Genomic DNA, 25,897 nt, shown 5'->3' with positions numbered 1-25,897 from the left:
TCATTCATACTTAGTCGTCTATAGAGGGAATCTCGCGAAAAGTGTTATTAACATTACCGATTAATCGTCCACCGTCAGTAATGTTTGCGAAACTCCCCAGACCTTGCTCCGTTGGCGCACTGGTTTCTTTGCCTTTATCACGCGAGTCTTTATTATAAGCAATCAGGGCATCGTTGTTGGCTAAGAAGCTATCAGGGGTTGCCATGACCCACATTTGATTGAATACGTCTGCGCGGGCGCTACTATTAAGTAGTGCTTCATTATCGGCGAAATAGAAGAATTTGGATAAAAGTTTTATTTGTCCATCGTCTAGACGACGAGCAATATGATACGGTTGCAACTGGCTGGGATGTTGTAGACCAACCGCGCCAACAATACTGGCCAGTGATTTAAGCGTGTTTTTATGAAAACTTGCGACGCGCTCAGCCTTACTAGGTACATCTAAGGCTTTTTGACGATAAGGGTCTTGGGTAGCAACCCCAGTTGGGCAAGTATTGGTATGACATGAGCGCGACTGAATACAGCCAACCGCAAACATAAAGCCACGTGCCGAGTTACACCAGTCAGCACCCAAGGCAATCATACGAGCGATATCAAAACCAGAAACGATTTTACCGCTGACGCCAAGCTTAATCTTGTCACGAATGCCTGCACCGACTAAGGTATTGTGAACCAACATAAACCCTTCTACCATCGGCATGCCGACGTTATCCATAAACTCAACTGGCGCTGCACCAGTCCCGCCTTCCGCGCCATCAATGACAATAAAGTCAGGGTAATTATCAGTCTCTATCATGGCTTTGACAATCGCCATAAACTGCCAAGGTTGACCGATACAGAGTTTAAAACCAACAGGTTTACCCTCTGATAATTCACGCAGCTGCTGCCAAAAAGCGACCAGCTCAAGCGGCGTACTAAAAGCGGTATGAGAAGAGGGTGAAACGCAATCCTGCCCGAGTGGCACTTGACGCGTTTCCGCAATTTCTACCGTTATTTTTTCTGATGGTAGCACACCGCCTTGACCAGGTTTAGCGCCTTGTGATAGTTTAATCTCAATCATTTTCACTTGTGGATCGACGGCTTTTTCGGCAAAAGACTGCGGGTCAAAATTACCGTGTTCGTCGCGGCAACCAAAATAACCCGTACCCAGTTCCCAAATTAAATCGCCACCAAACTTACGATGGTAAGGACTGATAGCCCCTTCACCGGTATCATGAGTAAAACCGCCCAACTTTGCACCTTGGTTAAGTGCCATAATGGCATTGGCAGATAAACTACCAAAGCTCATTGCTGAGATATTAAATACCGACATATCATACGGCTGTTGACACTGCTCGCCACCAACCATGATACGAAAGTCTTTATTTTCTAAAGGCTGACTGACGGCCGATTGCAAAAACCATTCTTTGCCATGCGCATATAAATTATCTAACGTACCAAAGGCATTGGTGTCACTGACATTTTTGGCACGCTGATAAACCAACGCACGCTGCTGGCGTGAAAAAGGTACCTGTTCTTTGTCGTTTTCTAGTAAATATTGACGAATCTCAGGCCGAAAATCCTCAAGTACATAACGAATATGTCCAGCAACGGGATAGTTTCTCAATATGGCATGTTTTGATTGTAGAAGGTCATAAATCCCCAGACATACCCCCAATCCACTAAGAATGATTAGCCACCATTTCATCAATAGCAGCCCTGCTAAAAATATCAATATAGCAGCGCCAAAGGTACTATAGCGCAGTAATAGACCGACGAGGTAAGGAGCGTCAAGTGTGGGCTTAGGGTTTAGATTGGTACGAGATTGGGGCATAGTATCGCTCAACTATAAAACATAGAAAGTAGAAATATATAATAAAGTAGAAATATAAAAATCAAAAAACGCGATAATTATTAATGATAGAAAAAGCAGCGTCCTCAAGCATTGATATAGAGGACGACTGGTTTTATCTTAACTTATAATTAACGCGCATATTGTACGCTTATAATATCACGGCTTAGAGATAATTGAGTAACGGTATGCTAATGTAGGTTTTGTAACGAAGGGATTTTTACGCTTACTGATAACCAACGCAGCCATTTATCTTTCGAAAGCTGGCTTTGTAGAAATATATATGATGGACGATATTAAAAATAAAATTGAAACCGACTGTCAGTGTCTGGTGGTAAGGTTTAAATAGTGCTTTGTGACCAGTGACGTGTAGGGGCATGAGGTGTAAAAAAAGCGTCTGCCCGCAACGCGTAGTCGACACTACAGTATATTTTCAACCCCCTGCTGTGTAAGTTTGGGGTCTGACACTCGCCCAGTCGGCCCCAAAGGGGTCGTCTATGCACTTAGAGTAAGTACATAGAAAATACTAACATTATGGGTTTATCGTTATTCCACAAGGTCAATTTGCCAGTTATTGGCTTGAATAACAATGTTAATTTTGCGAAGTTTCATTGCGATGTCGTCGGCTTGTTTTTGTAACCCTGCAACTGAGACCATAATATTCCATTTAATTTCACGATGGCTGTAACGGTCGCTCTCAGTGTCAGTTGCCTCAATCGCTTCATTCAAAAGCTTATGGCGCATCTCTAACGTATCACGCTCGACCAATAATATCAGCATCGATTGATCTTTATCTGTCTTAGCGATGGCATTGGTACGATGAATACGCTCAATCAAAACGCTCAACTCAGTAATGATTTGGCTAGCATCGATCATCAGTGCATTTGGATCTTCGCTTGGCGTATCGCCTTCTTGAACTTTAACGTTGCTGCGAATACGCCCTTTGAGCTGGGCGAGCTTTTTTTGCATGTCGCTACGGGTCAGTAGGGCTTCTGCGAGTTTCATTTTGGTTTCCTGTTATTTTTAATCATTATTTATTTTGCTTTGACAATATTGCTGGTACGCCTTTTTTATTTGACTCTCATTTTCTAATATTGTTTTGTGAGTGGGCGTCATAGAGATTCATTTATGAAAAGTGGTAACATCAGTGGTAATCATTAACTGATTGAGCCGCTCATTACCATCATTATTTAGTTGTAGTAAATACTAATACTGTACGAGTTAGGATATGACGTTATCATTAACGGTTCTAATTTTGCGGATAGCTTTTTACTCTCTATACTAGAAGTTTCTGTATCGAAATAATAGCAGAAACTTCTAGTATAGAGAGTAGTCTAACAAATCAAGGAGAAACATATGGCAAATTCTACCAGCGCACGTTTTGATTGGGAAGATCCTTTTTTACTACGTGACCAGCTCACCGAAGAAGAGCGTATGGTAGCGGATAGCGCGCGTCAGTTTTTTCAAAAAGAGTTGATGCCGAGCATTATCAGTGCCAACCGTCATGAGCATTTTGATCGCAATATCATGCGCCAGATGGGTGATATGGGCTTACTTGGCATGACGATTAATGGCTATGGCTGTGCGGGTCTATCCAGCGTTGCTTATGGTTTGGTTGCTAAGGAAATAGAAGCAGTAGATTCAGGCTACCGCTCAGCGATGAGTGTGCAATCAAGTTTGGTCATGCATCCGATTTGGGCGTATGGCACTGAAGAACAGAAAGAAAAATATCTCCCTAAACTTGCGACTGGCGAATATGTCGGCTGTTTTGGTTTGACCGAGCCAGACTCAGGTTCAGATCCCTCATCGATGTTGACGCGTGCGCGCGCAGTCGAAGGCGGCTATGAGTTGACGGGTAATAAAATGTGGATCACCAACAGCCCTATCGCTGATGTGTTTATCATTTGGGCAAAAGACGACGAAGGTAAGATACGAGGTTTTATCTTAGACAAAGGCATGAAAGGGCTGTCAGCGCCAAAGATTGAAGGTAAGTTCTCGCTACGTGCATCCGTTACTGGTGAGATTGTGATGGATAAAGTGTTCGTACCTGAAACCAATGCTTTCCCAGATATACGCGGTCTAAAAGGCCCGTTTGGCTGTCTAAATAAAGCCCGTTATGGTATCGCTTGGGGTTCGATGGGTGCGGCTGAATTCTGCTGGAAAGCAGCTCGTCAATATACCCTTGAGCGTATTCAGTTTGACCGTCCACTCGCGGCAACACAATTGGTACAGTTAAAGCTTGCCGATATGCAAACAGAAATTGCGCTAGGTCTTCAAGCTGCGTTACGTGTCGGTCGTTTAATGGATGATAACCAAGCCACGCCTGAAATGATTTCGCTGATTAAGCGTAATAACTGTGGTAAGGCGCTTGATATTGCTCGCGTGGCCCGTGATATGCATGGTGGTAATGGTATCTCTGACGAATATCACGTCATTCGCCATGTGATGAATTTAGAAGCGGTGAACACTTATGAAGGTACACATGATATTCATGCGCTTATCTTAGGCCGTGCACAGACTGGCATTCAAGCGTTTTCATAGTTTTTAGGTCGAGTTTATCTGGAGTGTCACTAGGGCGTGTCCTCATTTTAAAATGGTGAGAGAAGTGTTAGTGAGGGTTGCGAATGGCGTCTGATGCTTCCTATAATAATGGTTGTGATTGATAATTGCTTTACCAATATTTCACCAATAACTATAAATAAGATCAACGCCAAGGAGCGTTTTATGTCTAAAAATACATTAAAATTATCGAACCCAAGTTTGCTCAAACAGCAGTGTTTTATTAAGGATGGCTGGCACGATTCCAGTGCCAGTAATAATGACAGTAAAACTATCGAGGTCAGCAATCCCTTTACTGGGGAGGTTATTGGCACTGTGCCAAGCTTGAGCAAAGAGGATGTCAATGAAGCGGTTGCGTATTCTCATGATGCTCAAATAGCTTGGGCGGCAAAAACAGCACAAGAGCGTAGCGAGCTGCTACAAAAGTGGGCAGACCTCATCGATGCCAATAAAGAAGATTTAGCGATTATTATGACTGCTGAACAAGGAAAGCCTTTGACTGAGTCACGCGGCGAAATTGGCTATGCCAATAGCTTTATTCGTTGGTTTAGCGAGGAAGGCAAACGCGTTTATGGCGACACCATTCCTGCTAATAAATCGCAACTGCGCCATGTTATTTTAAAGCAGCCAATTGGTGTTTGTGCGGCGATTACTCCTTGGAACTTTCCAGCAGCGATGATTACACGTAAAGCTGCGCCTGCACTCGCATCAGGCTGTACCATGATTATCAAGCCTGCCTCCGAAACACCATTTTCTGCCTTGGCATTGGGTGTATTAGCAGAGCAAGCCGGCATTCCAGCAGGTGTTATTCAGGTGGTGACTGGGAAATCATCAGTCATCGGTGATATTTTAACCAGTGACGTCCGTATCCAAAAACTCTCCTTTACTGGCTCGACGGAAGTGGGGCGTACATTAATGGCGCAATGTGCACCAACTGTCAAAAAACTGTCATTAGAGCTTGGTGGTAACGCACCATTTATTGTCTTTGATGACGCTGATTTGGAAAAGGCGGCTGAAGGCTTAATCGCTTCTAAGTACCGTAATGCGGGTCAAACCTGTGTCTGTGCCAACCGAGTCTATGTCCAAGATAGCATTAAAGATAAGTTTTTAGAGATCTTTGTTAAAAAAGTAGAAGCGCTTAAAGTCGGTAATGGTATGGAAGAAGGTGTCGATATTGGACCGCTTATCAATAAAGATGGCCTAGAAAAGGTTCAAGCACTATTAAACGATGCACTTGATAAAGGCGCAAAAATTGTCACTGGTGGCGATACAAATCCTGCCTCGGCACTGAGTTTTAACCCGACGGTCATTACGGATTTGAGTACCGACATGGAGATTGCCAGCGAAGAAATATTTGGCCCTATCGCAACGATATTTATCTTCTCAGACGAAGAAGAAGTGATTCGTAAAGCCAATGATACCATCTATGGTCTTGCCGCTTACTTCTATAGTAGCGATTATGCCCGCTCATGGCGCGTGACTGAAGGTCTTGAGTACGGCATCGTCGGCCATAACACAGGTTTAATCTCTACAGAAGTAGCGCCTTTTGGCGGGGTAAAACAATCAGGCTTTGGTCGTGAAGGCTCAAAATATGGTATTGAAGAATATGTTGTAACTAAATACTGGTGTTCTGAGATTAGTTAAGCTGTTTTAGCCTAAAAAATAACCGTTTATTTTAAAATGGCATATAAAACTAAGTTAATAAAAAAGCCTAGCGTCAAACGTTAGGCTTTTTTTACAGTCAGTGAAAAGTAATATTGAAAGCTATTCTTCAAGATTTTTATCTTTTGTTACTAACGAGTCGGCATGTTTCAGCAGTGATTTTTTAGCCTCAATAGGTTTGGGTTCTAAAGTTTTAGTCGCTGGCGTAGGCTTATCTTTGTCAACCGTCTTTTTTTTACTAAGAACAATCGGTTTAATAGGTTCTTTATGAACCAGACGATCAGAAGGCTTATCAAAAGGTTGGATGGTTGGTTTAAGGCTCTTTTTGATTCTTTTTTCCGCTAGAACATCTGCGGCTGTTTGTTCTTCTGCTAATGACAAATCATACAAACCTTGGTACACAGCAAGCGTTTCTTCAATCATCTCACGCATGGTAAATTGAGTGGTTATCTCAGGGCGTGTCACGCTTTCTAGCTGATTTCTCACTGATTTACATAGCGCTTTGGCATTGTATTTTTTTACCAATCCTTGCGGGTAGAGCGGCTGTAAAATTTCACTAAACGCCGCTTGGTCCCAACCAATTACTGGCGTTCCCAAGTGAATGGCTTGCAGGGCATTGATGCCGATAGATTCAGGTTCGTTGGCAAGCGCCATCACGATATTGGCCGCTGATAACCACTCACGCATGTCGTTGCGTTTGCTGCCCACATAAGTAATACGCTCAGCCAAGCCTAGTGTATTGGTGCGTTGACGGAAGTCTTCATGCGCCACATCACCATCTCTATAATCCTCGTCCATAATAATGACATGGATATTAGGGAATTGCTCTTGCAAGTTACCCAAAATATCAATCAACCATTCTTGACCGTATTCATTGCCAATAATGGTTGGAAATACCAGCCACTTTTTATGCTCAAGCTCAGGGTATTCAGCAAAGGTATGCCGCAGCCAATAAACAGAAGGATTGTGCCGATAAGGATAGCGGCGGGTATCGATGCCACGGTAGATGCGCTTAATCACTTTAGGCTCAAGCTCTTCGCGGCGCAGTCCTTTTTTTAGATAGTTGGTCACACTATCAGAGACTGTGATAATCGTATCGACATCGAGCAGGGCTTGCGAGTATTTATTGATGGGGTAAAAGCCATACATGGTCGAGATCAGTTTTGGCATACGTTTGACACGTGCGCGGCGTAGTGCCAAGTGTAGTATCCATGCAGGCGTGCGCGAGTGCACATGAATGATGTCAGGATTGTATTTTTCAATCAGACGGCGCAATGCCGCGACTTGCAATAAAGACAACCAGGATTTTTTATTCATATATAACTGGTGGTAGTTATTGCCATCACGCTTCAGGCGTATGACCAATTCATTGTCTTCATCAGCACTAGAGACAATAATTGAAGTATGATCATTTTTGACCAATGCGCGGCCAAGATGAAAAATGCCGCGCTCGGATTCATCATGCTTTAAAGACGACAGTAAGCGCATAACTTTCATAGTGGCATTGATGACCAGTTAATAATATCAAGTTGCTATTGTCAGTTAAAAGCGGTCAAAACTCAACCATCAAGATAAAAAGATAGGATTAGGTTATTGGTTTCTGCCCTCTTTGATGTTAACGATCATAAAGTAGCCTTACCAAAAATGCTGATAGCGCTGCTCGCTCATGCTCACTATGAATATTAGCGGGATGTTGAGTTTCCCTTGTAGTCGTTCGTAATTGATGGTTGCCATAAGCGCAGATTACCAATTCATTTATAAGCTATTATTTTAGAAAAATGGCTTGCAAGTCACTGTAATTATTAGAGAAATATTGATTTTATGCGACAACTGTTGTCGTGCTATTTATGAGGTTTTTAATTAAAGGAGCAGGGGTTAGGCAAGGTTTGAACCACTTCTTCTGAGAAGTGTTTTTTGACAATTAGATGTCCTTTTTTATCAAACTCAACATTGTACTTGGGATAAATCGCAGATTCACTATTGCTATGAGTTGAAGGTAAAGCCATCTCTTTATCCGAGAAAAAATGACGGGCAATCCAGAGTTTTTGATCATTGTCATATTCAACACTACACCGACTTTTTAGATCAAAATCAAAGTATAGATCAAAATTTTGTTTTTTATCCCCACGACCAAATAGTATATTAGCTCCGCATGAACTACCACAGCCGATATAGACATGATAAGTATCTTTATCGACTCTTTTGAGCGAAGTATGGTTCCAGCCGTAACCACCCATGTCATCCATAATTACAGTTTCTATTATGGTGCCATCATTTAACGTTTCGCTTTTAAGGATATAACCATCATCACAATATTCATGACCGTCTTTACTCATATATGCAGTACAAATTTTCGACATATAAAAGCTATCGTCAAATTTTGGTTCGGTGGCTTCAGCCCAAGATGTAGAACTTAAGAGACAGCCGTAAATGATAAAAATCAATGAATAAAGAAAAGAAGGTTTATACATGCAAACAACAACCAGATATTTGTTTTGGATTAAAAGCACTATAGCAAAAGGTTGGCTGTTAAGGAATAAAGTGCACGTATAAAAAAGGCCTTGCTCACTAGAAAAATAGCGCGCAAGACCTTTTATTGATTTTTAAGATTTTATGCTGTATTTATTGCACTTTGGCGCGTATGACCACAGTCTGTGCAGCATTTGGACTCAGGTCAACCAAGTTCCACTTAAGGCCAGAGTAGTTCTCTTTGACAACCACTGTATTACCTACTTGCTGAATGGTTTGGTATGTATCGCCGCCAGTGGTTGCAAGCGTTGGTAGCGGGCTATTCAACGATACTAATCTCACGCCATTTGGCAACGAAACCATGGCATTAATATCAGTCACAGGCTGCGCGGTGGTATTGGTATAAGTCGTATGATATTCAATAATATCACCAGGCGCGATATGGTTGGCAGGAACTGCTACCTCACGTCCATCGCTGTTTTTAAGGATTTTCATCACTTTGGTTTGAGCGTTGACGATATCAGGCATATTAAAGGTGGGTGTGAGTTGTATGGTGTCTATAGTAGTTGTCGTCGATACATTAGCATTAATAACGGGCAATTGGCTAGCAGGCGTGACAGGCAATACTTGCGTTACTGTACTCGCCGTCGGCACGGCTATCACATCGACTCTGTTGGTTTGATTGGTCGCCTTATTTGTTACAGGTACGCTCGTGACAGTGGTGCTACCTTGAGAGATGACTGTATTGTCGTTAGTACCTTGACGAACGACATAACGCGGCACATTGCTGACTTGAGTGATCGAAAAAGGCATACCGTCTTGCATGGTAATACCGTTAGACGTCGCATTAATAGTGGTGTTTTTGCCGTCAGAGTACTGTTCAACCACGGTGGTACTATCGCCAGCAGACGGATTAATGGCTACTTCAGTAGCGGCATTTGCTGATGACAGAGCCAGTACTGTACCGGCCAAAATCGCCGATACTGCCGTGAATGTGGCTGTTTTTTGCAAACCAGTTGAGCGATTCATAGTAGTGGTCATAATAAAGTCCTTTAAAGGTACCGTCAGTAAAGCAGGTATAAGTATACTTATACCATTCACAAAAATTAGAATGGCAAGGAAAACGAGTTCAAGTACTACGCCTTGTAGACTAAACGAGTCTGACACAGCCAATCTTACTTTTTGGGTTTGGTATTAGATAAACAAAACCCCCGTTAAATGACACTACAGAGCAGGCCAAATAACGAGGGTCGAGGGGATAGTGATAACAGTAATAAACAGCCAAACGATACAAGCTGTTTATCAAAGCATGCTATCAAACTATAAAATTACCGATTTATCCGTCATTATTTTAATGAATAGCTAAGCATGCGCCATGCGCCTAATTATTTAGCCATTTCAACTCAACAATTATGCGCTAAAACGGATTAAATAGAACAGCTGCATTGTGTAACTGCCGTCCTATAAACAATGATTTTTTGTGTGCTTTACTTTATTTACTTCTTAAAAGAATTACTATTTTACTGACTATAAAAGCTAAAAAATCCAATTAAATTAATCGTATATGACTTTCATAATTTCGTATTCGACCACGCCTTTTGGGGTTTCGATACGTACTTCATCGCCTTCGAATTTGCCAATTAAACCACGGGCAATCGGTGAGTTGACAGAGATTTTACCCGCTTTAAAGTCAGCTTCATCGTCGCCAACGATTTTATATTGTTTCTCTTCTTCGGTGTCCATATTTTCGATAACGACGCTCACGCCGAATATGATACGACCGTCTTTTGGCAAAGTCGCAGTATCGATGACTTGAGCACCGCCTAATTTGGCTTCGATATCGCGGATACGTGCTTCACAAAACCCTTGCTGTTCACGGGCAGCATGGTATTCAGCATTTTCTTTTAAGTCGCCGTGTTCGCGAGCTTCAGCGATAGCGGCTGTGATACGAGGACGGTCGACACTTTTTAACTGTTTGAGTTCAGTTTCTAAAGCAGCATGTCCTTGTGGAGTCATGGGGTAACGTTGCATATTTTTTCCTTAAACCAATAACACCACACCACCTCCTACTCTTAGCGAATAGTGAGATGGTGTCAGCGTTGTAGCAATGAGTATGAAGTATAAAAAGAGTAAGGTTTAGACTGCGTAATAGGCAAAGGTAGAGTCATGCTTGAGCGTACGACGCTTAAGCTGAGGTGCACTTAACCTTACGTAATAAAAAGCATAGTCGCAGTTCAGCCACTATGCTTTTTAGGTCTATTTCTTTAAAAGTGTCGTTTTTTTAAAGCATTATTATCATATCAAAATCAATAACAAGTTTCGCATTGGCTTTTAATTTAGCCTAGCGATTAGGCTTAATCTACTGAAATTATGCAGCCAAGTCAATAGAGTTAAACGATAGTCTTCGCTTGTTCATGCAAATCTTGCAGCTTATAAACGTCAAATGGCAAGTCAATCGCGTAAGATTTACAAACCGCATCCGCCGCGCCTAGGGTGGTGACATAGAATACCTTGCCTTGTAGCGCGCTACGGCGAATAGAGAAAGAATCCTCTTGTGCCTGCTTGCCTTCGGTGGTGTTGATAATCATGTCGATTTTGCCATTTTTTAAGGCATCAACGATGTGTGGGCGACCTTCGGTAACTTTATTGATTTGCTTACATTCGATACCATTTTCTGCCAATACTTTTTGGGTACCAGTAGTAGCAACGATATTAAAGCCAAAGTCGATAAGCTGACGGGCGATAGGCGCCACTTGCTCTTTATCGCTATCACGTACTGAGATAAAGATGGTTTTGTTTTCGCCTTCGGTTGGCAAACCTGGCAGACGCTCATTACTACCGATGACGGCCTTGTAAAAAGCTTCGCCAAAAGTTTTACCAACGCCCATGACTTCACCGGTTGATTTCATCTCAGGGCTTAAGATTGGGTCAACACCTGGGAATTTGGCAAATGGGAATACCGCTTCTTTGACCGCATAGAATGCAGGTACGATTTCAGTGGTAAAGCCTTGGTCTTTTAGCGAGGTGCCCGCCATACAACGCGCGGCGATTTGCGCTAGTGATGTACCGATGCATTTAGACACAAACGGTACGGTACGCGCAGCGCGTGGGTTGACTTCAAGGATATAAACGGTTTCACCTTTTACAGCAAATTGCACGTTCATTAGACCGACAACACCAAGCTCTTTTGCCATGGCAATCGTTTGCGCGCGCATGACGTCACACAATTCATCAGACAACGAGTAGGGTGGCAATGAGCATGCTGAGTCACCAGAGTGTACGCCTGCTTGTTCGATATGCTGCATGATACCGCCAATCACGACGTCTGTACCGTCGCTAACACAGTCCACATCGACTTCGATCGCGTCATCTAAAAAGCGGTCTAACAATACTGGCGCTTCGTTTGATGCTTGTACGGCGGTGCGCAGATAATGTCTTAACTCGTCTTCGTTGTAGACGATTTCCATCGCGCGACCACCGAGTACGTAAGAGGGGCGTACGACCAATGGATAACCCACGTCTTTTGCTTTTATCAAGCCGTCTTCTAAGCTCGTGGCCAAGGCATTGGTTGGTTGAATAAGGTTTAATTGTTGAATCATATGTTGGAAGCGTTCGCGATCTTCTGCGCGGTCAATCGCATCAGGGCTAGTACCGATTATTTTGACCCCAGCAGATTCTAAAGCGCGCGCCAGTTTCAATGGTGTTTGACCACCAAACTGCACAATCACCCCATCAGGATTTTCGATACGCACAATTTCTAATACGTCTTCAAGCGTAATTGGCTCAAAATATAGACGGTCAGAGGTGTCATAATCGGTTGAAACGGTTTCAGGGTTACAGTTGACCATGATGGTCTCATAACCGTCTTCGCGCATCGCAAGTGCCGCGTGGACACAGCAATAGTCAAACTCGATACCTTGACCGATACGGTTAGGACCACCACCGATAACCATGATTTTTTTGTTATCCGTTGGGTTGGCTTCACATTCGCTATCATACGTTGAGTACATATAAGCGGTACTGGTGGCAAATTCTGCGGCACAAGTGTCGACGCGCTTATAAACGGGATAAACGTTTAAGTCCCAGCGTTTTTTACGTAGCTGCTTTTGTGACACACCAAGCAACTTCGCCAAACGTAGGTCAGATAAGCCTTTACGCTTAAAGCTACGTAATTTTTTCTCGTTCAAACCGCCAAAGCCTAGTGCTTTAACCGTTGCTTCAGTGTTAACGATATCTTCGATTTGCACCAAGAACCATGGGTCGATTTTGGTTAAGTTAAACACCTCATCGACGCTCATACCAATACGGAAAGCATCAGCAATATAATAAATGCGTTCAGGCGTTGGGATGGTCAAGCGATTGGTAATCTCGCTACGGGCCTTTTCAATACTTACTTTTGATAAGTCAATTTGCTCATCAAAACCATCATTGCCGGTTTCCATACCACGCAGTGCTTTTTGCATGGATTCTTGGAAGTTACGACCAATCGCCATCACTTCACCAACCGACTTCATTTGTGTTGATAATACACTATCGGCTTGTGGAAATTTTTCAAAGTTAAAACGAGGTATTTTAGTGACGACATAATCAAGCGCAGGCTCGAAGCTGGCTGGCGTTTTGCCACCAGTGATATCATTTTGCAATTCATCTAACGTATACCCAATGGCCAGTTTGGCAGCGATTTTGGCAATCGGGAAGCCAGTGGCTTTTGACGCCAATGCTGATGAACGTGAGACGCGTGGATTCATTTCGATAACGACCATGCGACCGGTCTCAGGGTTGATACCAAACTGGACGTTTGAGCCGCCCGTTTCGACACCAATTTCACGCAGTACAGCTAATGAAGCATTACGCATGATTTGGTATTCTTTATCGGTCAAAGTTTGTGCTGGGGCAACCGTGATTGAGTCGCCGGTATGCACGCCCATTGGGTCAAAGTTTTCGATGGCACAAATGATGATGCAGTTGTCGTTTTTATCACGAACTACTTCCATCTCATACTCTTTCCAACCGATTAATGATTCATCGATAAGGAGTTGATGGTTTGGTGATAAATCAAAGCCTCGCTCACAAATCTCGATAAATTCATCACGGTTATACGCGATACCGCCACCGGAGCCGCCCATGGTGAATGACGGACGAATGATACACGGATAGCCCATTTTTTCTTGGGTAATAAACGCTTCTTCCATGGTTTCAGCGGTTTCAGCGCGTGGACACTCAAGGCCGATACGCTTCATGGCTTTATCAAATAAGTTGCGGTCTTCTGCCATCTCGATTGAATCTTTGGTCGCGCCAATCAGCTCACAATTGTATTTGGTTAATACGCCGTGCTTATCCAATTCGAGCGCACAGTTTAGCGCCGTCTGTCCGCCCATCGTGGGCAAGATCGCGTCAGGACGTTCTTTGGCAATGATTTGCTCAACCGTCTGCCAAGTAATCGGCTCGATGTATGTCGCATCAGCCATGACAGGGTCGGTCATGATGGTCGCTGGGTTTGAGTTGACCAAGATGACGCGGTAACCTTCTTCTTTTAGCGCTTTACAGGCTTGGGCACCTGAATAATCAAATTCACACGCTTGACCGATGACGATAGGGCCTGCGCCAATGATAAGAATGCTTTTTATGTCGGTACGTTTTGGCATAGTTAGGGCTACCTTCGTTAGTATGATGTTTTAATTGATTGATAATTCGGATAAAAATGTGTTTGAACAGTGCTATATTTTAATAAGGCTATATCTTAATCAAACAATGTTGTTTTGCGTGGGTCAGCTTAAACCATCGTTTGTGATCTAAGCTGTATAACGAATATCTATTTATTACTAATGACTTATACTTAAAAGCTACTTAACAATTTATACTTTAGCCGCTGCCATCAACTCTGCAAATTTATCAAACAGTGGTGCGGCATCATGCGGTCCCGGACTGGCTTCTGGATGACCTTGGAAGCTAAAGACTGGCTTGTTGGTCAGCTCGATACCTTGGTTAGTACCGTCAAACAACGAGCGATGGGTCGACTTAACGTTGTCTGGCAAGGTGTCTTCATCAACCGCAAAACCATGATTTTGACTGGTAATCATAACCGTACCAGCAGCTAAATCCTGTACTGGATGGTTGGCACCATGATGACCGGTTTTCATTTTGATGGTTTTTGCGCCGCTGGCAAGACCAATTAATTGATGACCTAAGCAGATACCAAAGGTTGGAATATTGGTTTCTTCAATGATATGACGTACCGCATCGATAGCATAGTCACAAGCAGCAGGGTCGCCAGGACCATTTGATAAGAAGATACCGTCTGGATTCATTTTGATAACGTCAGCAATAGGCGTTTGCGCTGGTACCACTGTTACATGACAGCCGCGGTCCACAAGCATACGTAGAATGTTGGTTTTGCTGCCAAAGTCATAAGCGACTACATTGTATTTTGCTTCAACATGGCTGCCAAGCTGTTTAAAGAAGCCGCCCGTACCGCTATCATGGCTGCCAGGTATATCACGGTTAAGCAGCGTATCTGATAAATCCCAGCTACCGGCTGTCCACTCAAACGTCGTTGGCGTACAGCATTCTTTTGCTAAGTCCATGCCTTCTATGCCAGCGAATTCTTGCGCCAGTTTAATCGCTTGTTGCTCATCGTCGCTGCTAATCGTTTCACCATTAGAAGCAGTCATGATACAACCGTTTTGCGCCCCTTTATCACGTAGCAAGCGAGTCAGCTGACGTGTATCGATATCAGCGATAGCGACCGTGTTATGATTTTGTAGGTAATCGCTCAGTGATTCTGAGTTGCGGAAGTTTGAGGTGACCATCGTCGCATCACGGATGATAAGGCCGTCAGCCCATACTTTATGACCGTTGCCAGACTCTGTGTCTTCAGTGTTGGTACCGGTATTACCTATGTGCGGATAGGTGAGGGTGACGAGCTGACGTGCGTAACTTGGGTCGGTGAGAATCTCTTGATACCCTGTCATGGCTGTATTAAAAACCACCTCACCGACACGATGACCGAGACTGCCGATACTCAAACCATGAAAAATCGTACCGTCTGCTAGTGCCAAAATTGCTTGTATTTCTGTCGATGAATTCAAGGGTTGTTGCCTCCGCTGTTATTAGTGAGTGCCATGATTTTAATGATGAAAATTTTGCGCTAAAATAGCCTTTTATCTCTATTTAACTGCTGCTAAATAACAATAAAAAAAGAGCCAGAGCCAAAATTTTTCCACAAAAAAGCGAGAAGACATTATTGATGGAAACTACAAAACCCACTAGATAGTGAATAGGTAACTTGCATCATGTCCGCTCGCTTTGGCACAGATTTTGCGCATTATACTAGAGTTTTGCGTTAAGGGCTAGCATCTTAACTAGAGATAGGCTAATAAAATGCATATACAACCTAAAGCTTGCTTATTTATTCATAATACCTGTTATTTATTAAAAAATTGCCTCAGTTATTAATAGCATTTCTAAACGAATAAAAACTATAGAACGAATAAAAATCAGTAACAGCTTTAAAAATTATAATGAACCGATAAGCCGTAGTAATCTGGAGATAGGTTAGTGGCGATATGCAGTTGATCATCATAATAGCTTTTTGTTAAATACATGCTACTGGCAACCCCTAGGGCTGCACCAGCCAATACATCAACCGTATCATGTTCATCGGCTTCGACACGGCTATAGGCAACAAAGCCTGCGCTGATATAAGCAGGAATGCTATATTCTAAACCATAGCGTTTATGAATAAAGCTAGCACCTTGAAAAGCCCTTGAGGTATGACCAGAGGGAAAAGATTTATCATCGCTGCCATCAGGTCGTTCTTTATCAATCATCGTCTTTAAGGCATAAGTAGCGGCAACATTGGTAGCAAATGAGTAGTAAAATTGCTGTCGACCCTCTTTATCATCCATATAATAAGTGCTACCGTAAGCAACGGCAGGTATGGCAAAGGATAGAATGTCTCCTGCTTGTTCAATACCAGAGCTATTGGCTGCATGAGCAGGGGTAGCGACAATGATGCTACTGGATAACAATATAATCGCTGAATGTTTTTTGCTGATCATGGCGGCGAGCCTAAATAGGGTTTATTGGCGGCATTATACTATAGTCAGTTCCATGTAAAAACGACACAGTAGGGCTGGAATGAATTTTTCATAGCCTCTGTCGGCGTAAGCACAGCAAGCTAGAAAAATTTATAGCAGTCGTACGTTATCACCTAATGTATCTGTTTTTATCGAGTATCGACTATACAGAACAGAGCTTTTATTTTTGAATGTTCAACACGGCCTAAGCTTTACGATTATCGGGCTTTACAACATATTTTTATAAAAAATAACGACTAAGGATAGATTATGATTTATCAATATTTAGATAAGGTGCCTGAATTTGCAGTACCTTTTAATGGTTGGGTGGCAGATTCCGCGCAAGTCATGGGTGATGTATATTTGGGTCATCAAGCCAGTATTTGGTTTGGCGCGGTGCTGCGTGGCGATAACGAGCGTATCCATATCGGTGATTATAGTAACGTCCAAGAAAACAGCGTGATTCATACCGACGCAGGGATTGAGGTTAAAATCGGCAACTATGTGACGATTGGTCATTTAGCGATGCTGCATGGCTGTGAAGTCGGTGATAATAGCTTGATTGGAATTGGTGCTGTGGTTTTAAATAACGCCAAAATCGGTAAAAACTGTATCATTGGTGCCAAAGCCTTGGTTACAGAAGGCAAAGAGATTCCAGATAATTCGCTGGTGATGGGTGCCCCTGCAAAAGTGGTTAAGACATTAACCGACGAGCAAGCAGCGATGTTAAAGCTATCAGCCATGCATTATGCGGAGCGTTGTCAGCAGTTTAAAACAGGCTTAACAGAGATAGCGATGCCTGATTAATTGTTAGCGCAGTAAGAAGGGTTTTATCAAAACAATAGGATAGTATGATAATAGCCTATCCTCTTTATGTCTTTTATAGCGCTTTATAGTTGTACGTCATGGTGATAAATGCACCGAGTTTTATACCATAAGCATCATAATCAGCCAAATAATTGCAAAGATAATAATACCGATGATAAGTCCGCGAAATATATCATGGCGTATAGAGTGGTCACTAAGATAAGTGTTGTTGCCTGTTTTGTCGATGTTTAAAGCATTGACGCTCTCAGCACCAGCGCTTTTACCAACGATGAAACCTATTAACGCGCCAAGCACTAACATAAATGGGGTAAATAGCCAAAATATATCGCCATTGCCCATACCGGCTATTGAGCGAATGACCACGATGGCAAGGTCGATAAGTAGGCCGCCAAAACCGTACAGTAGTGCATTTAAGAGCGCATACAGTATGCGGTCTAAAGGCGACTGATAGCTCTTACCTAATTGACGTCGTCTGATTTCTCTGATTGAGCGAGCAGGGCGTCGTGGTCTATTAAGCGAAGCGGTTTTATCATTAGACGCTTTCATGAAATTCTCTATTTTTATTATTAAGTAGATTAAAGGCATGCTAAAGCAAATAATTTACCATAGTTTTGTTCGGTGAACAGTAGTGTTCTCGAAAAGTATTTATATTAAAGTCTATTCAGAAACTATCAACATCAAAGATTATAATTTTACACCACAATAATAAGGCTCCACTATGCAAGCGACACAAGCACAGAACTCGCAAAAAGAACTGGCGTTATTTGATTTAGACCATACTTTACTCGATGTCGATAGCGACTATCTATGGGGCGAGTATATCGTCAAGCACAACCTCGTCGATGAAGCTGAGTATCGCACGGCCAATCAGAAGTTTTATCAAGATTATATCGAAGGCACGCTTGATGCGACGGAATATAATGAATTTGTGGCGCAGTTCTTGAGTAGCTTACCAATGGACAAGCTCCATGCGCTGCGAGAAGACTATATTAAAAGTGAAATTGAGCCACATATTCGCCCAAAAGCGATGGAAGTGCTGTGTCAGCATATCGAAAAAGGTCATAATGTGGTGATTATTTCGGCAACCAATGACTTTGTGGTTTCGGCGATTGCCAAGCGCTTTGGTGTAGCAGATGCCAATGTGTTATCGACCCCACTTGAGATACAAAATGAGCGCTATACGGGCAAGTTAACTGATAAGCCAAATTTTAAAGAAGGGAAGATTTACCATTTAGATAAGTGGCTCAATAAACAGCAATTGGCTGGTATTACCTTTGATAAGACTTATGCCTATTCAGATTCCAAGAATGATATTCCGCTGCTCGAATGGGCAGATGTGGCTATCTGCGTGTCACCCGATGAGGCGCTACAGGCGCATGCGTTAGCCCATCGCTGGGCAGTTGAAGATTGGTCAATTTAGGCTGTTTTAATGATGAGCAATAAGAAATAATCAACCATTTAACCTCAATCTCATTTAAAATAGCACCAGATTCGTTGGCTATTTATCTTAAAAACACAGGAACCTTTATGGAAATTAATCCGTATCAAGAACAAATCAAAGATTTATCAGAGCGTGGGCAGGACTTGCGGAGGTATCTTTGACTTCGATGGTAAGCAAGAACGCTTGGAAGAAGTCAACCTAGAGCTAGAAAATCCTGAGCTATGGAACGATCCAGAGCGCGCGACCAAAATTAATAAAGAAAAAAGCCAGCTTGACGGTGTTATCGACGTCGTAGTGTCGCTTGAGACCACCTTAGAAGATGCGTCTGCGATGCTAGAGTTAGCCGAAGAAGCAGAAGACGAATCACTGCTTGCTGATGTGCAAGCCGAGCTCGACAATGCTGAGAAACGCGTGGCTGATTTAGAATTCCGCCGCATGTTTAGCGGTGAGATGGATCCGAACAACTGCTACTTAGATATTCAATCGGGCAGTGGCGGCACAGAAGCGCAAGACTGGGCAGAAATGCTGCTGCGCATGTATACACGCTGGGCAGAAGCGCACGGTTTTAAAGTTGATGTGATTGAAGTGTCATCTGGCGGTGTCGCTGGCATTAAATCAGCGACGATTGAGATTAAAGGCGATTATGCTTTTGGTTGGTTGCGTACCGAAATCGGCGTCCATCGCCTCGTACGTAAATCCCCATTTGATAGTAATAACGGTCGCCATACGTCATTTGCTGCCGTATTTGTCTCACCTGAAGTCGATGATAATGTCGAGATTGATATCAATCCGGCTGACTTACGCACGGACACTTACCGCTCATCAGGTGCAGGCGGTCAGCACGTCAATACCACGGATTCTGCGGTTCGTATCACTCATGAGCCAACGGGTGTGGTGGTGACCTGCCAAAACGAGCGTAGCCAACACGGTAACAAAGCCACGGCAATGAAAATGCTGCGTGCCAAGTTATATGAGCTTGAGATGCAAAAACGCATGGAATCACAGCAAGCGGTCGAAGACAATAAATCTGACGTCGGCTGGGGCAGTCAAATTCGCTCTTATGTACTGGATGATTCACGTATCAAAGACTTACGCACGGGCGTTGAAACCTTTAATACGGGTGCTGTACTGGATGGTGATTTGGATCAATTTATCGAAGCCAGTTTAAAGGCTGGATTGTAGTTGACACTATTAATATTGAAAGCAAGTGACATACATAAATTATGTCATGCATGATGTAATAAAGAACACTCAACTCCGTTGTTCGCAAGCTCTCAAAGTCGTTCGCTTAGCTTTATTAAATCAAGCCTAAAAAGGGTGTGCTGTACTTATATAAAGCTAAATTTAGTTTATTCTCTGAAATAAATATAGTTTAAGGAAAATTATGCCAAGCGTTAATCATTATTTTGATAATAAAGTCACTTCTATTGCCTTTCAAACGGCTACTAGGCCTGCGACCGTTGGTGTTATGGAGATTGGTGAATATGAATTTGACACCAGTGAGTTTGAAACCATGAGTGTAGTCAGCGGTGCATTAACAGTAAAGCTGCCAGAAAGCGATGAGTGGCAGACTTTTAATGCTGGCGAGCAATTTACCGTTGAAGCCAATCAGAAGTTCAACGTTAAAATTGATGTCGAAAGCGCTTATCTATGTGTATATGGTAAATAGCTACTTCTCACGCTAGGGCGTGTACTCAATTCAAGCGATTGTATCTAAATGGGCTAAAAATGGCTAAATTTTGCCAAATATCGTCAAATAGCTGATTAATATCCCGATATTATTTGCGCTATTTTCCTCGTTTGACTGCAATTTATCTCATTTTTATAACCATTTTTAAAATGAGGACACGCCCTAGTGTAATCGTTAAAAAAACGCCAAGTTTATGCTTGGCGTTTTTTTTGTATTTTACACATCGATTACATTTTGGCCGTGGCAAACACATAGCAAATACTGCTGTAGTTAACTATGCTAAAACAACTATTTTATTAAATGAGTGTTTTTATGGCGACGTTAAATGAACAGATAAATACGCCAGATGTGCGCCATGATTATGAGCATTTAGCGCGCTTGGCGAATTTGCGCTACGTTAGCGATGATGAGCTTGGGTTTACGCGCAGACGTTGGGGGCGCGGTTTTACGTATCGAGATGCGACTGGTAAAACGGTCAAAGACAAGGCACTGCGTCAGCGTTTTGATGCGTTAGTAATACCGCCCATGTGGTCAGAGGTTTGGATATGCCAAGATGAAAAAGGACATCTACAATCGACAGGTCGTGATGACAAAGCCCGTAAGCAGTATCTGTATCATCCAGAATGGAATCGCGTGCGTGATCAGGCTAAGTTCGATGCGATGATAGGTTTTGCCGAGGCGCTGCCTAATCTACGAGCGCAAGTTGAAAAAGACTTAGAAGCAGAAGAGTTATCCCATGATAATGTGCTAGCAGCAGTGGTTAAATTATTAGAGACGACGTTAATTCGTATTGGAAATAGCCGCTATGCAAAACTCAATAAAAGCTACGGTTTGAGTACGTTACGCAGTAAACATGTGAGTGAGACAAATACGGGCTTGGCGTTTGATTTTGTCGGTAAAAGTGCCAAAGCACATCATATAGAGCTGCAAGATGAGCGTTTGATTGAGATAGTACAAGCCTGTTCTGAACTACCTGGTTATCAGATTTTCAAATACTTGGATGACAATGGCGATAAGCAAGTGATTGATAGCGCCGATATCAATGATTACATACGTCAGCATACTTGCGCTACTGATTGCGAAAGTGAAGTGTATAGCGGAAATTTATACAGTGCAAAGGATTTTCGCACATGGATGGCCAGTGTGTTGGCTGCCAGTTATCTTTATGACGAGTTGCAAACGTCAGTTGGCAATGCGATATTAACCAGTGAGTCTAACAGCCCTGAGCGCCAGCAGTTGGTCATTGATATGGTCAAAGAAGTCGCAGAGGAGCTTGGCAATACGCCTGCTGTCTGCCGTGCTTCTTATATCAATCCTATGATTATTGAGTGGTTTTTGGCAGGAAAGTTTTTTGACACTTATAAACAAGCGCGGCGTGGTCGCACCAAAAAACACCAAAGCTGTGAGGAGAAGGCGTTACTTGGGTTTTTGAATGCCTTGCAGTAAAGTTTATATCCGTTAGTCATTAAATAATGATACGTTATGTATTGAAATAAGTAGAAAAGTACGTTACTAATAGACTATCTTAAATATTAGGATAGGAAATGGTCTATAGGATATGTCCGTTTTGTCTATATGGCATGTTTTCTATCACTTACTTAACATTGCTAAAGGATTAGCTTATGAACACCTCAGTTTCAAATACGACTACGCATACTGCAAGCACGCTAACGAGCTATAGCGATTATTATAATAATTTTGATATCAATGCGTTATTGACAGAAATCTTTGGTGAGCATTTAGACGATCGTTTAAATGCCTATATGGCATGCTGCGGTCGCCATGTGCGTGACGGCCGCGCGGATAAGCTTGCGTTAGTGCATGAAGATACTAATGGCAATGTGACGCGGATGAGCTTTGCTGAGCTGGATAAAGCCAGTGCGCAAGTAGCCAACTTACTACAATCTTATGGCGTAAAAGTAGGCGACCAAGTAGCGACTATGTTGCCGCGTACTCCCGAATTATTAACCATTGTATTAGCAATTTGGCGGATTGGCGCGGTATATCAACCGTTATTTACGGCTTTTGGCTATGACTCTATTAAGTACCGCATGGACAAAGCCAATACCAAGGTGGTCTTTACCAATCAAGAGAATCGTGACAAGTTTAAAGATCTAGCTGAGCAAACCAAAATGGTATTGGTAGGCAATAAAGTAGATGCGCAAAGCTGGGGGGATGATAGCTATGCTGAAATGATAGCAGGGCAGCCGCAAACCATAGAAGCGGTTACTTTGAATACTGATGCGCCATTTTTACAGATGTTTACCTCAGGCACAGTAGGTAAGGCAAAAGGTGTCAGCGTACCATTAGCCGCTTTATCAGCCTTTTATTTATATATGCGCTATGCCATTGACTTACGCGAGGATGATCATTACTGGAATATGGCCGATCCAGGCTGGGCGTATGGTTTGTATTATGCGATCACAGGTCCTTTATTATTGGGCGTCACCACTTATTTTAATGAAGCGAGTTTTGATGCTCAGAATACTCGTGACTTTATGGTACGTCACAAGATTACCAACTTAGCCTCTTCACCAACGGCATTTCGTATGATGAAGTCGAGTGGCGTTTTTGATGCATCGTCCGCAAATGATGACCATGCATTGTCTTTACGCTGCGCTAACTCGGCAGGAGAGACACTGAATACCGAAGTGGTAAGCTGGGTCGAAAATAATTTGGGCTGCCAAGTCTGCGATCAGTATGGGCAGACAGAAACCGGTATGACTTGCTGTGAGCATCATGCGCTGGCACATAAATGCCCAGTTGGATCGATGGGTATGCCACTACCAGGGCATACGCTGGTGGTATTAGATGATGATATGAATGTATTGCCAGATGGTGAGCAAGGGCAGTTGGCAGTGGTGGTCAGTCAATCGCCGGCGTTTTATTTCCGAGGTTATAGCTGGAATGAAAAACAAGCGTTCGTTGATGATTACTATTTAACCGGCGATGTGGTCGAACGTCATAGTGATGGCAGTTACTGGTTCTCAGGGCGTGATGACGACATCATTACTACTGCTGGTTATCGCGTGGGTCCAACCGATGTTGAAAACACGGTGCTCGAACACGATGCCGTTGCAGAGTCAGCCGCCGTCGGTATACCTGATGAAGTGCGTGGTCATACCATCAAATCTTATGTGGTGTTGAAGAGCGGTATCGAAGGAACTGAAGAGATTGCGAAGGAGATTAAGGACTTGGTACGTAAACGTCTATCGGCCCATGCTTATCCGCGTGAAGTTGAGTTTGTGTCTGAGTTGCCAAAGACGCCAAGTGGTAAGATTCAGCGCTTTTTACTGAGAAGTTTATCCGCTTCTTAAATACATCAAATTATTAATCAGATAACAAATTAGACAGTTAAATAATAATACCAAGGAATAGTTATGCAAATTGAACAATACAGCTTTTTGGTTACTGGCGGAGCGTCAGGTTTGGGTGAGGCAGTGGTTCGCGCTATTGTCGCTAAAGGTGGCAAAGCCGTTATCGCTGACCTTAACGAGTCAGCAGGGCAAGCATTGGTCGATGAGCTTGGTGACAATGTCCGTTTTGCACGTTGTGATATCACCAGTGGCGATGATGTGCAAGTAGCTGTCGTTATGGCTGAAAAAGAGTTTGGTGGTCTGCAAGGGTCGATTAACTGTGCTGGTATTGCGGTGGTACAAAAGCTATTAGACCGTGAAAACAATCCAGCCGATCTTGATGCTTTTAGCCGTGGGGTCAATATCAACCTCGTTGGCTCTTTCAATGTCGCGCGTCTGGTCGCAGCCAGTATCGCTAAGCGTGTGGCTGCTCAACCATCAGATGAAGCCAATGCTGATAACGGAATTATTATCAACACGGCCTCTATTGCTGCTTTTGATGGGCAAGTAGGGCAAGCCAGTTATGCTTCATCGAAAGCGGGCGTGGTCGGTCTGACTTTACCACTGGCTCGTGAGCTGGCGCGCCATGGTGTTCGGGTAATGACGATTGCACCGGGGGTTTTTGCTACTCCGATGATGGAAAGTATTCCAGAAAAAGCGCGCGAACAGTTAGAGGCAGGCGTTCCTTATCCTAAACGTTTGGGCAATCCCAATGAATTTGCCAAACTGGTCATGCATATCATTGATAACGCCTATTTAAATGGTGAAGTTATTCGTCTTGATGGGGCCATTCGTATGGTTTAGTTTAGCAACTGTCAGAACTCATTTTTATCTTATCCATAACTTTTGCACAGAGTTGAGCCACCAAACATGGCATAGTGCTTTGATATATTATGACTCATTGCTATTACGCGTTGATTATAAGGATTAAAGTCTATGTCGTTTTTTCGTCAAAATTCTAGTAAGTATTCAAGTTGGTTGTTTATCGTAATAGGGCTTAGTTTTGCTACTATTATCGGCACGAGTGCTATCGCTGCTGCTAAGGATGCCGCGAAATATCCGCAGCCTATTTCCAATGAAGACATTATCGATAAAGTCTTTGTCGATAAATCCGAGCGTCGTCTACAGTTAATGAGCGGTGACAAAGTGATTAAGTCTTACCATATTGCACTCGGTGGTAGTCCGATTGGACATAAGCAACAAGAAGGCGATCAGCGTACACCGATAGGGTCGTATACACTCGATTATAAAAACGAAAAATCTCAATATTATCGTTCTATGCACGTTAGTTATCCCAATGCTGTAGATAAGGCTAAGGCGAAATCACGCGGTGTGAGCCCAGGTGGTGCGATTATGATTCATGGACAAAAAAATGGTTTTGGTGCATTAGCAATGCTTAACCAACAACGCGATTGGACGGCAGGCTGTATGGCGGTTACCAATGATGAGATGGATGAAATCATGGCAGCCGTCAAGGTTGGTACCCCTATTGAGATTGTTGAGTAAATGGTCTTTATACAGCCCCTAGATTCATTTTAAAATAGTACAGCGCTATTGGGATTAATTATTCGTAGCCTCTATCGGCGCAGGCACAGCAAGCAAGAAAAAAATCTATCCCAGTAGTGCGTTATAATACTTTTATTTAGGACTGGCTATACCCTGTCTATACTTATCTTGTTTTTTAACCCCCGTTCCTCTTTCTTAAACCCTCATATTTCTTTCATTTATTCTCTTGAAATACTTGCCTAATGTGCCTATTAAGACTTTATAGTCGATATCATTGTTAATAGTAAGGTTTAATGTAAAAGTGTTATTTCTCATGGGCTTTTGCTCATATTGGCTTACTTCAATCAGACACTAGCTATTATTGACCACAGTTAAATTGATATTGAAATATTACTCAATAAACCCTATATAGATAACAACCAAAAGCTTGCGGTAACGTTAAATACTTATAAAAAACCGCAGCTATTACTTAATTAT

Annotated in this window: 20 protein-coding genes; 10 read left to right on the top strand and 10 right to left on the bottom strand. The window is 42.8% G+C overall.

Annotation, left to right across the window (positions count from 1 at the left end; genetic code table 11):
* Positions 1-10: 10 nt before the first annotated feature.
* Together ACT3TU_RS00275 and ACT3TU_RS00270 are read right to left on the bottom strand one after the other, a co-directional pair.
* Positions 11-1,813 (bottom strand): FMN-binding glutamate synthase family protein, encoded by a 1,803-nt coding sequence (locus ACT3TU_RS00275; protein WP_444783886.1) that lies wholly within the window; start codon positions 1,811-1,813, stop codon positions 11-13.
* Between the two features lie 564 nt (positions 1,814-2,377).
* Positions 2,378-2,836, bottom strand: a complete 459-nt coding sequence (locus ACT3TU_RS00270; RefSeq protein ID WP_444783885.1) for a DIP1984 family protein — start codon at positions 2,834-2,836, stop codon at positions 2,378-2,380.
* 351 nt (positions 2,837-3,187) lie between these two features.
* Between ACT3TU_RS00270 and ACT3TU_RS00265 the strand changes: the two genes are divergently transcribed.
* Together ACT3TU_RS00265 and ACT3TU_RS00260 are read left to right on the top strand one after the other, a co-directional pair.
* Positions 3,188-4,372, top strand: a complete 1,185-nt coding sequence (locus ACT3TU_RS00265) for an acyl-CoA dehydrogenase (RefSeq protein ID WP_444783884.1) — start codon at positions 3,188-3,190, stop codon at positions 4,370-4,372.
* Positions 4,373-4,555: 183 nt separating this feature from the next.
* Entirely contained in the window at positions 4,556-6,034 is a 1,479-nt protein-coding gene (locus ACT3TU_RS00260; protein ID WP_444783883.1) for an NAD-dependent succinate-semialdehyde dehydrogenase, read from the top strand.
* 120 nt (positions 6,035-6,154) lie between these two features.
* Here the strand turns inward: ACT3TU_RS00260 and ACT3TU_RS00255 are convergent, their stop codons facing one another.
* The 7 genes from ACT3TU_RS00255 to ACT3TU_RS00225 all read right to left on the bottom strand — a co-directional run bounded on the left by ACT3TU_RS00255 (position 6,155) and on the right by ACT3TU_RS00225 (position 16,581).
* Positions 6,155-7,549, bottom strand: coding sequence for a glycosyltransferase (locus ACT3TU_RS00255; protein ID WP_444783882.1), 1,395 nt, complete (start codon positions 7,547-7,549; stop codon positions 6,155-6,157).
* Positions 7,550-7,908: 359 nt separating this feature from the next.
* A complete protein-coding gene (locus ACT3TU_RS00250; RefSeq protein WP_444783881.1) occupies positions 7,909-8,523 on the bottom strand; it encodes a hypothetical protein in 615 nt (204 codons plus the stop codon).
* Between the two features lie 151 nt (positions 8,524-8,674).
* Positions 8,675-9,562 carry a hypothetical protein gene (locus ACT3TU_RS00245; RefSeq protein WP_192523240.1) on the bottom strand — a complete coding sequence of 296 codons (888 nt, stop codon included), beginning with the start codon at positions 9,560-9,562 and terminating at the stop codon, positions 8,675-8,677.
* A 513-nt stretch (positions 9,563-10,075) separates the two neighbouring features.
* The gene (gene greA, locus ACT3TU_RS00240; protein ID WP_192523241.1) at positions 10,076-10,552 is read right to left on the bottom strand and encodes a transcription elongation factor GreA; all 477 of its coding nucleotides are present in this window, start codon (positions 10,550-10,552) and stop codon (positions 10,076-10,078) included.
* A gap of 359 nt (positions 10,553-10,911) precedes the next feature.
* Positions 10,912-14,166 (bottom strand): carbamoyl-phosphate synthase large subunit, encoded by a 3,255-nt coding sequence (gene carB / locus ACT3TU_RS00235; RefSeq protein ID WP_444783880.1) that lies wholly within the window; start codon positions 14,164-14,166, stop codon positions 10,912-10,914.
* A 210-nt stretch (positions 14,167-14,376) separates the two neighbouring features.
* Positions 14,377-15,609, bottom strand: coding sequence for a glutamine-hydrolyzing carbamoyl-phosphate synthase small subunit (gene carA / locus ACT3TU_RS00230; RefSeq protein WP_444783879.1), 1,233 nt, complete (start codon positions 15,607-15,609; stop codon positions 14,377-14,379).
* Positions 15,610-16,029: 420 nt separating this feature from the next.
* Complete coding sequence (locus ACT3TU_RS00225; RefSeq protein WP_192523244.1) at positions 16,030-16,581, bottom strand: phosphatase PAP2 family protein; 552 nt, start codon at positions 16,579-16,581, stop codon at positions 16,030-16,032.
* A 288-nt stretch (positions 16,582-16,869) separates the two neighbouring features.
* Here ACT3TU_RS00225 and ACT3TU_RS00220 point away from each other — a divergent pair, with 288 nt between their 5' ends.
* Positions 16,870-17,406: a gamma carbonic anhydrase family protein gene (locus ACT3TU_RS00220; RefSeq protein WP_192523245.1), complete on the top strand. Its 537-nt coding sequence runs from the start codon at positions 16,870-16,872 to the stop codon at positions 17,404-17,406.
* 120 nt (positions 17,407-17,526) lie between these two features.
* On the opposite strand, the gene ACT3TU_RS00215 is transcribed toward ACT3TU_RS00220, so the two are convergent.
* Entirely contained in the window at positions 17,527-17,973 is a 447-nt protein-coding gene (locus tag ACT3TU_RS00215; protein ID WP_192523246.1) for a hypothetical protein, read from the bottom strand.
* Positions 17,974-18,145: 172 nt separating this feature from the next.
* On the opposite strand from ACT3TU_RS00215, the gene ACT3TU_RS00210 reads away from it, so the two are divergent.
* From ACT3TU_RS00210 to ACT3TU_RS00180, 7 genes are all read left to right on the top strand, one after another.
* Entirely contained in the window at positions 18,146-18,847 is a 702-nt protein-coding gene (locus tag ACT3TU_RS00210) for an HAD family hydrolase (protein ID WP_444783878.1), read from the top strand.
* Between the two features lie 107 nt (positions 18,848-18,954).
* Positions 18,955-20,050, top strand: a protein-coding gene (gene prfB / locus ACT3TU_RS00205; protein ID WP_444783877.1) for a peptide chain release factor 2 whose coding sequence is annotated in 2 segments (ribosomal slippage) — positions 18,955-19,026 and positions 19,028-20,050 — 1,095 coding nt in all. Because the reading frame shifts where the segments join, the coding sequence is not laid out codon by codon here.
* A gap of 202 nt (positions 20,051-20,252) precedes the next feature.
* Entirely contained in the window at positions 20,253-20,537 is a 285-nt protein-coding gene (gene ppnP, locus ACT3TU_RS00200) for a pyrimidine/purine nucleoside phosphorylase (protein ID WP_192524978.1), read from the top strand.
* A 333-nt stretch (positions 20,538-20,870) separates the two neighbouring features.
* The gene (locus ACT3TU_RS00195) at positions 20,871-22,004 is read left to right on the top strand and encodes a DNA topoisomerase IB (protein ID WP_444783876.1); all 1,134 of its coding nucleotides are present in this window, start codon (positions 20,871-20,873) and stop codon (positions 22,002-22,004) included.
* A 176-nt stretch (positions 22,005-22,180) separates the two neighbouring features.
* Positions 22,181-23,875 carry an AMP-binding protein gene (locus tag ACT3TU_RS00190; RefSeq protein WP_192524850.1) on the top strand — a complete coding sequence of 565 codons (1,695 nt, stop codon included), beginning with the start codon at positions 22,181-22,183 and terminating at the stop codon, positions 23,873-23,875.
* A gap of 63 nt (positions 23,876-23,938) precedes the next feature.
* Positions 23,939-24,718: an SDR family NAD(P)-dependent oxidoreductase gene (locus tag ACT3TU_RS00185; RefSeq protein ID WP_444783875.1), complete on the top strand. Its 780-nt coding sequence runs from the start codon at positions 23,939-23,941 to the stop codon at positions 24,716-24,718.
* A 132-nt stretch (positions 24,719-24,850) separates the two neighbouring features.
* Entirely contained in the window at positions 24,851-25,420 is a 570-nt protein-coding gene (locus ACT3TU_RS00180; protein WP_444783874.1) for a L,D-transpeptidase family protein, read from the top strand.
* The last annotated feature ends 477 nt before the right edge of the window (positions 25,421-25,897 follow it).

Source organism: Psychrobacter sp. AOP3-A1-26 (assembly GCF_052378235.1).
Classification (GTDB): Bacteria; Pseudomonadota; Gammaproteobacteria; order Pseudomonadales; family Moraxellaceae; genus Psychrobacter.
The sequence above is the reverse complement of the archived record's forward strand: the minus strand, read 5'-3'. Positions and strand labels throughout refer to the sequence as shown.

Excerpts from the sequence above, each read along its gene's own strand:
- ACT3TU_RS00245 (WP_192523240.1), bottom strand. The coding sequence starts at position 9,562 with ATGACCACTACTATGAATCGCTCAACTGGTTTGCAAAAAACAGCCACA.
- ACT3TU_RS00275 (WP_444783886.1), bottom strand. The coding sequence starts at position 1,813 with ATGCCCCAATCTCGTACCAATCTAAACCCTAAGCCCACACTTGACGCT.
- ACT3TU_RS00195 (WP_444783876.1), top strand. The coding sequence starts at position 20,871 with ATGGCGACGTTAAATGAACAGATAAATACGCCAGATGTGCGCCATGAT.
- ACT3TU_RS00210 (WP_444783878.1), top strand. The coding sequence starts at position 18,146 with ATGCAAGCGACACAAGCACAGAACTCGCAAAAAGAACTGGCGTTATTT.
- ppnP (WP_192524978.1), top strand. The coding sequence starts at position 20,253 with ATGCCAAGCGTTAATCATTATTTTGATAATAAAGTCACTTCTATTGCC.
- ACT3TU_RS00260 (WP_444783883.1), top strand. The coding sequence starts at position 4,556 with ATGTCTAAAAATACATTAAAATTATCGAACCCAAGTTTGCTCAAACAG.
- carB (WP_444783880.1), bottom strand. The coding sequence starts at position 14,166 with ATGCCAAAACGTACCGACATAAAAAGCATTCTTATCATTGGCGCAGGC.
- ACT3TU_RS00185 (WP_444783875.1), top strand. The coding sequence starts at position 23,939 with ATGCAAATTGAACAATACAGCTTTTTGGTTACTGGCGGAGCGTCAGGT.
- ACT3TU_RS00190 (WP_192524850.1), top strand. The coding sequence starts at position 22,181 with ATGAACACCTCAGTTTCAAATACGACTACGCATACTGCAAGCACGCTA.
- ACT3TU_RS00270 (WP_444783885.1), bottom strand. The coding sequence starts at position 2,836 with ATGAAACTCGCAGAAGCCCTACTGACCCGTAGCGACATGCAAAAAAAG.
- ACT3TU_RS00220 (WP_192523245.1), top strand. The coding sequence starts at position 16,870 with ATGATTTATCAATATTTAGATAAGGTGCCTGAATTTGCAGTACCTTTT.
- ACT3TU_RS00180 (WP_444783874.1), top strand. The coding sequence starts at position 24,851 with ATGTCGTTTTTTCGTCAAAATTCTAGTAAGTATTCAAGTTGGTTGTTT.
- ACT3TU_RS00225 (WP_192523244.1), bottom strand. The coding sequence starts at position 16,581 with ATGATCAGCAAAAAACATTCAGCGATTATATTGTTATCCAGTAGCATC.
- ACT3TU_RS00250 (WP_444783881.1), bottom strand. The coding sequence starts at position 8,523 with ATGTATAAACCTTCTTTTCTTTATTCATTGATTTTTATCATTTACGGC.
- ACT3TU_RS00215 (WP_192523246.1), bottom strand. The coding sequence starts at position 17,973 with ATGAAAGCGTCTAATGATAAAACCGCTTCGCTTAATAGACCACGACGC.
- ACT3TU_RS00265 (WP_444783884.1), top strand. The coding sequence starts at position 3,188 with ATGGCAAATTCTACCAGCGCACGTTTTGATTGGGAAGATCCTTTTTTA.
- greA (WP_192523241.1), bottom strand. The coding sequence starts at position 10,552 with ATGCAACGTTACCCCATGACTCCACAAGGACATGCTGCTTTAGAAACT.
- ACT3TU_RS00255 (WP_444783882.1), bottom strand. The coding sequence starts at position 7,549 with ATGAAAGTTATGCGCTTACTGTCGTCTTTAAAGCATGATGAATCCGAG.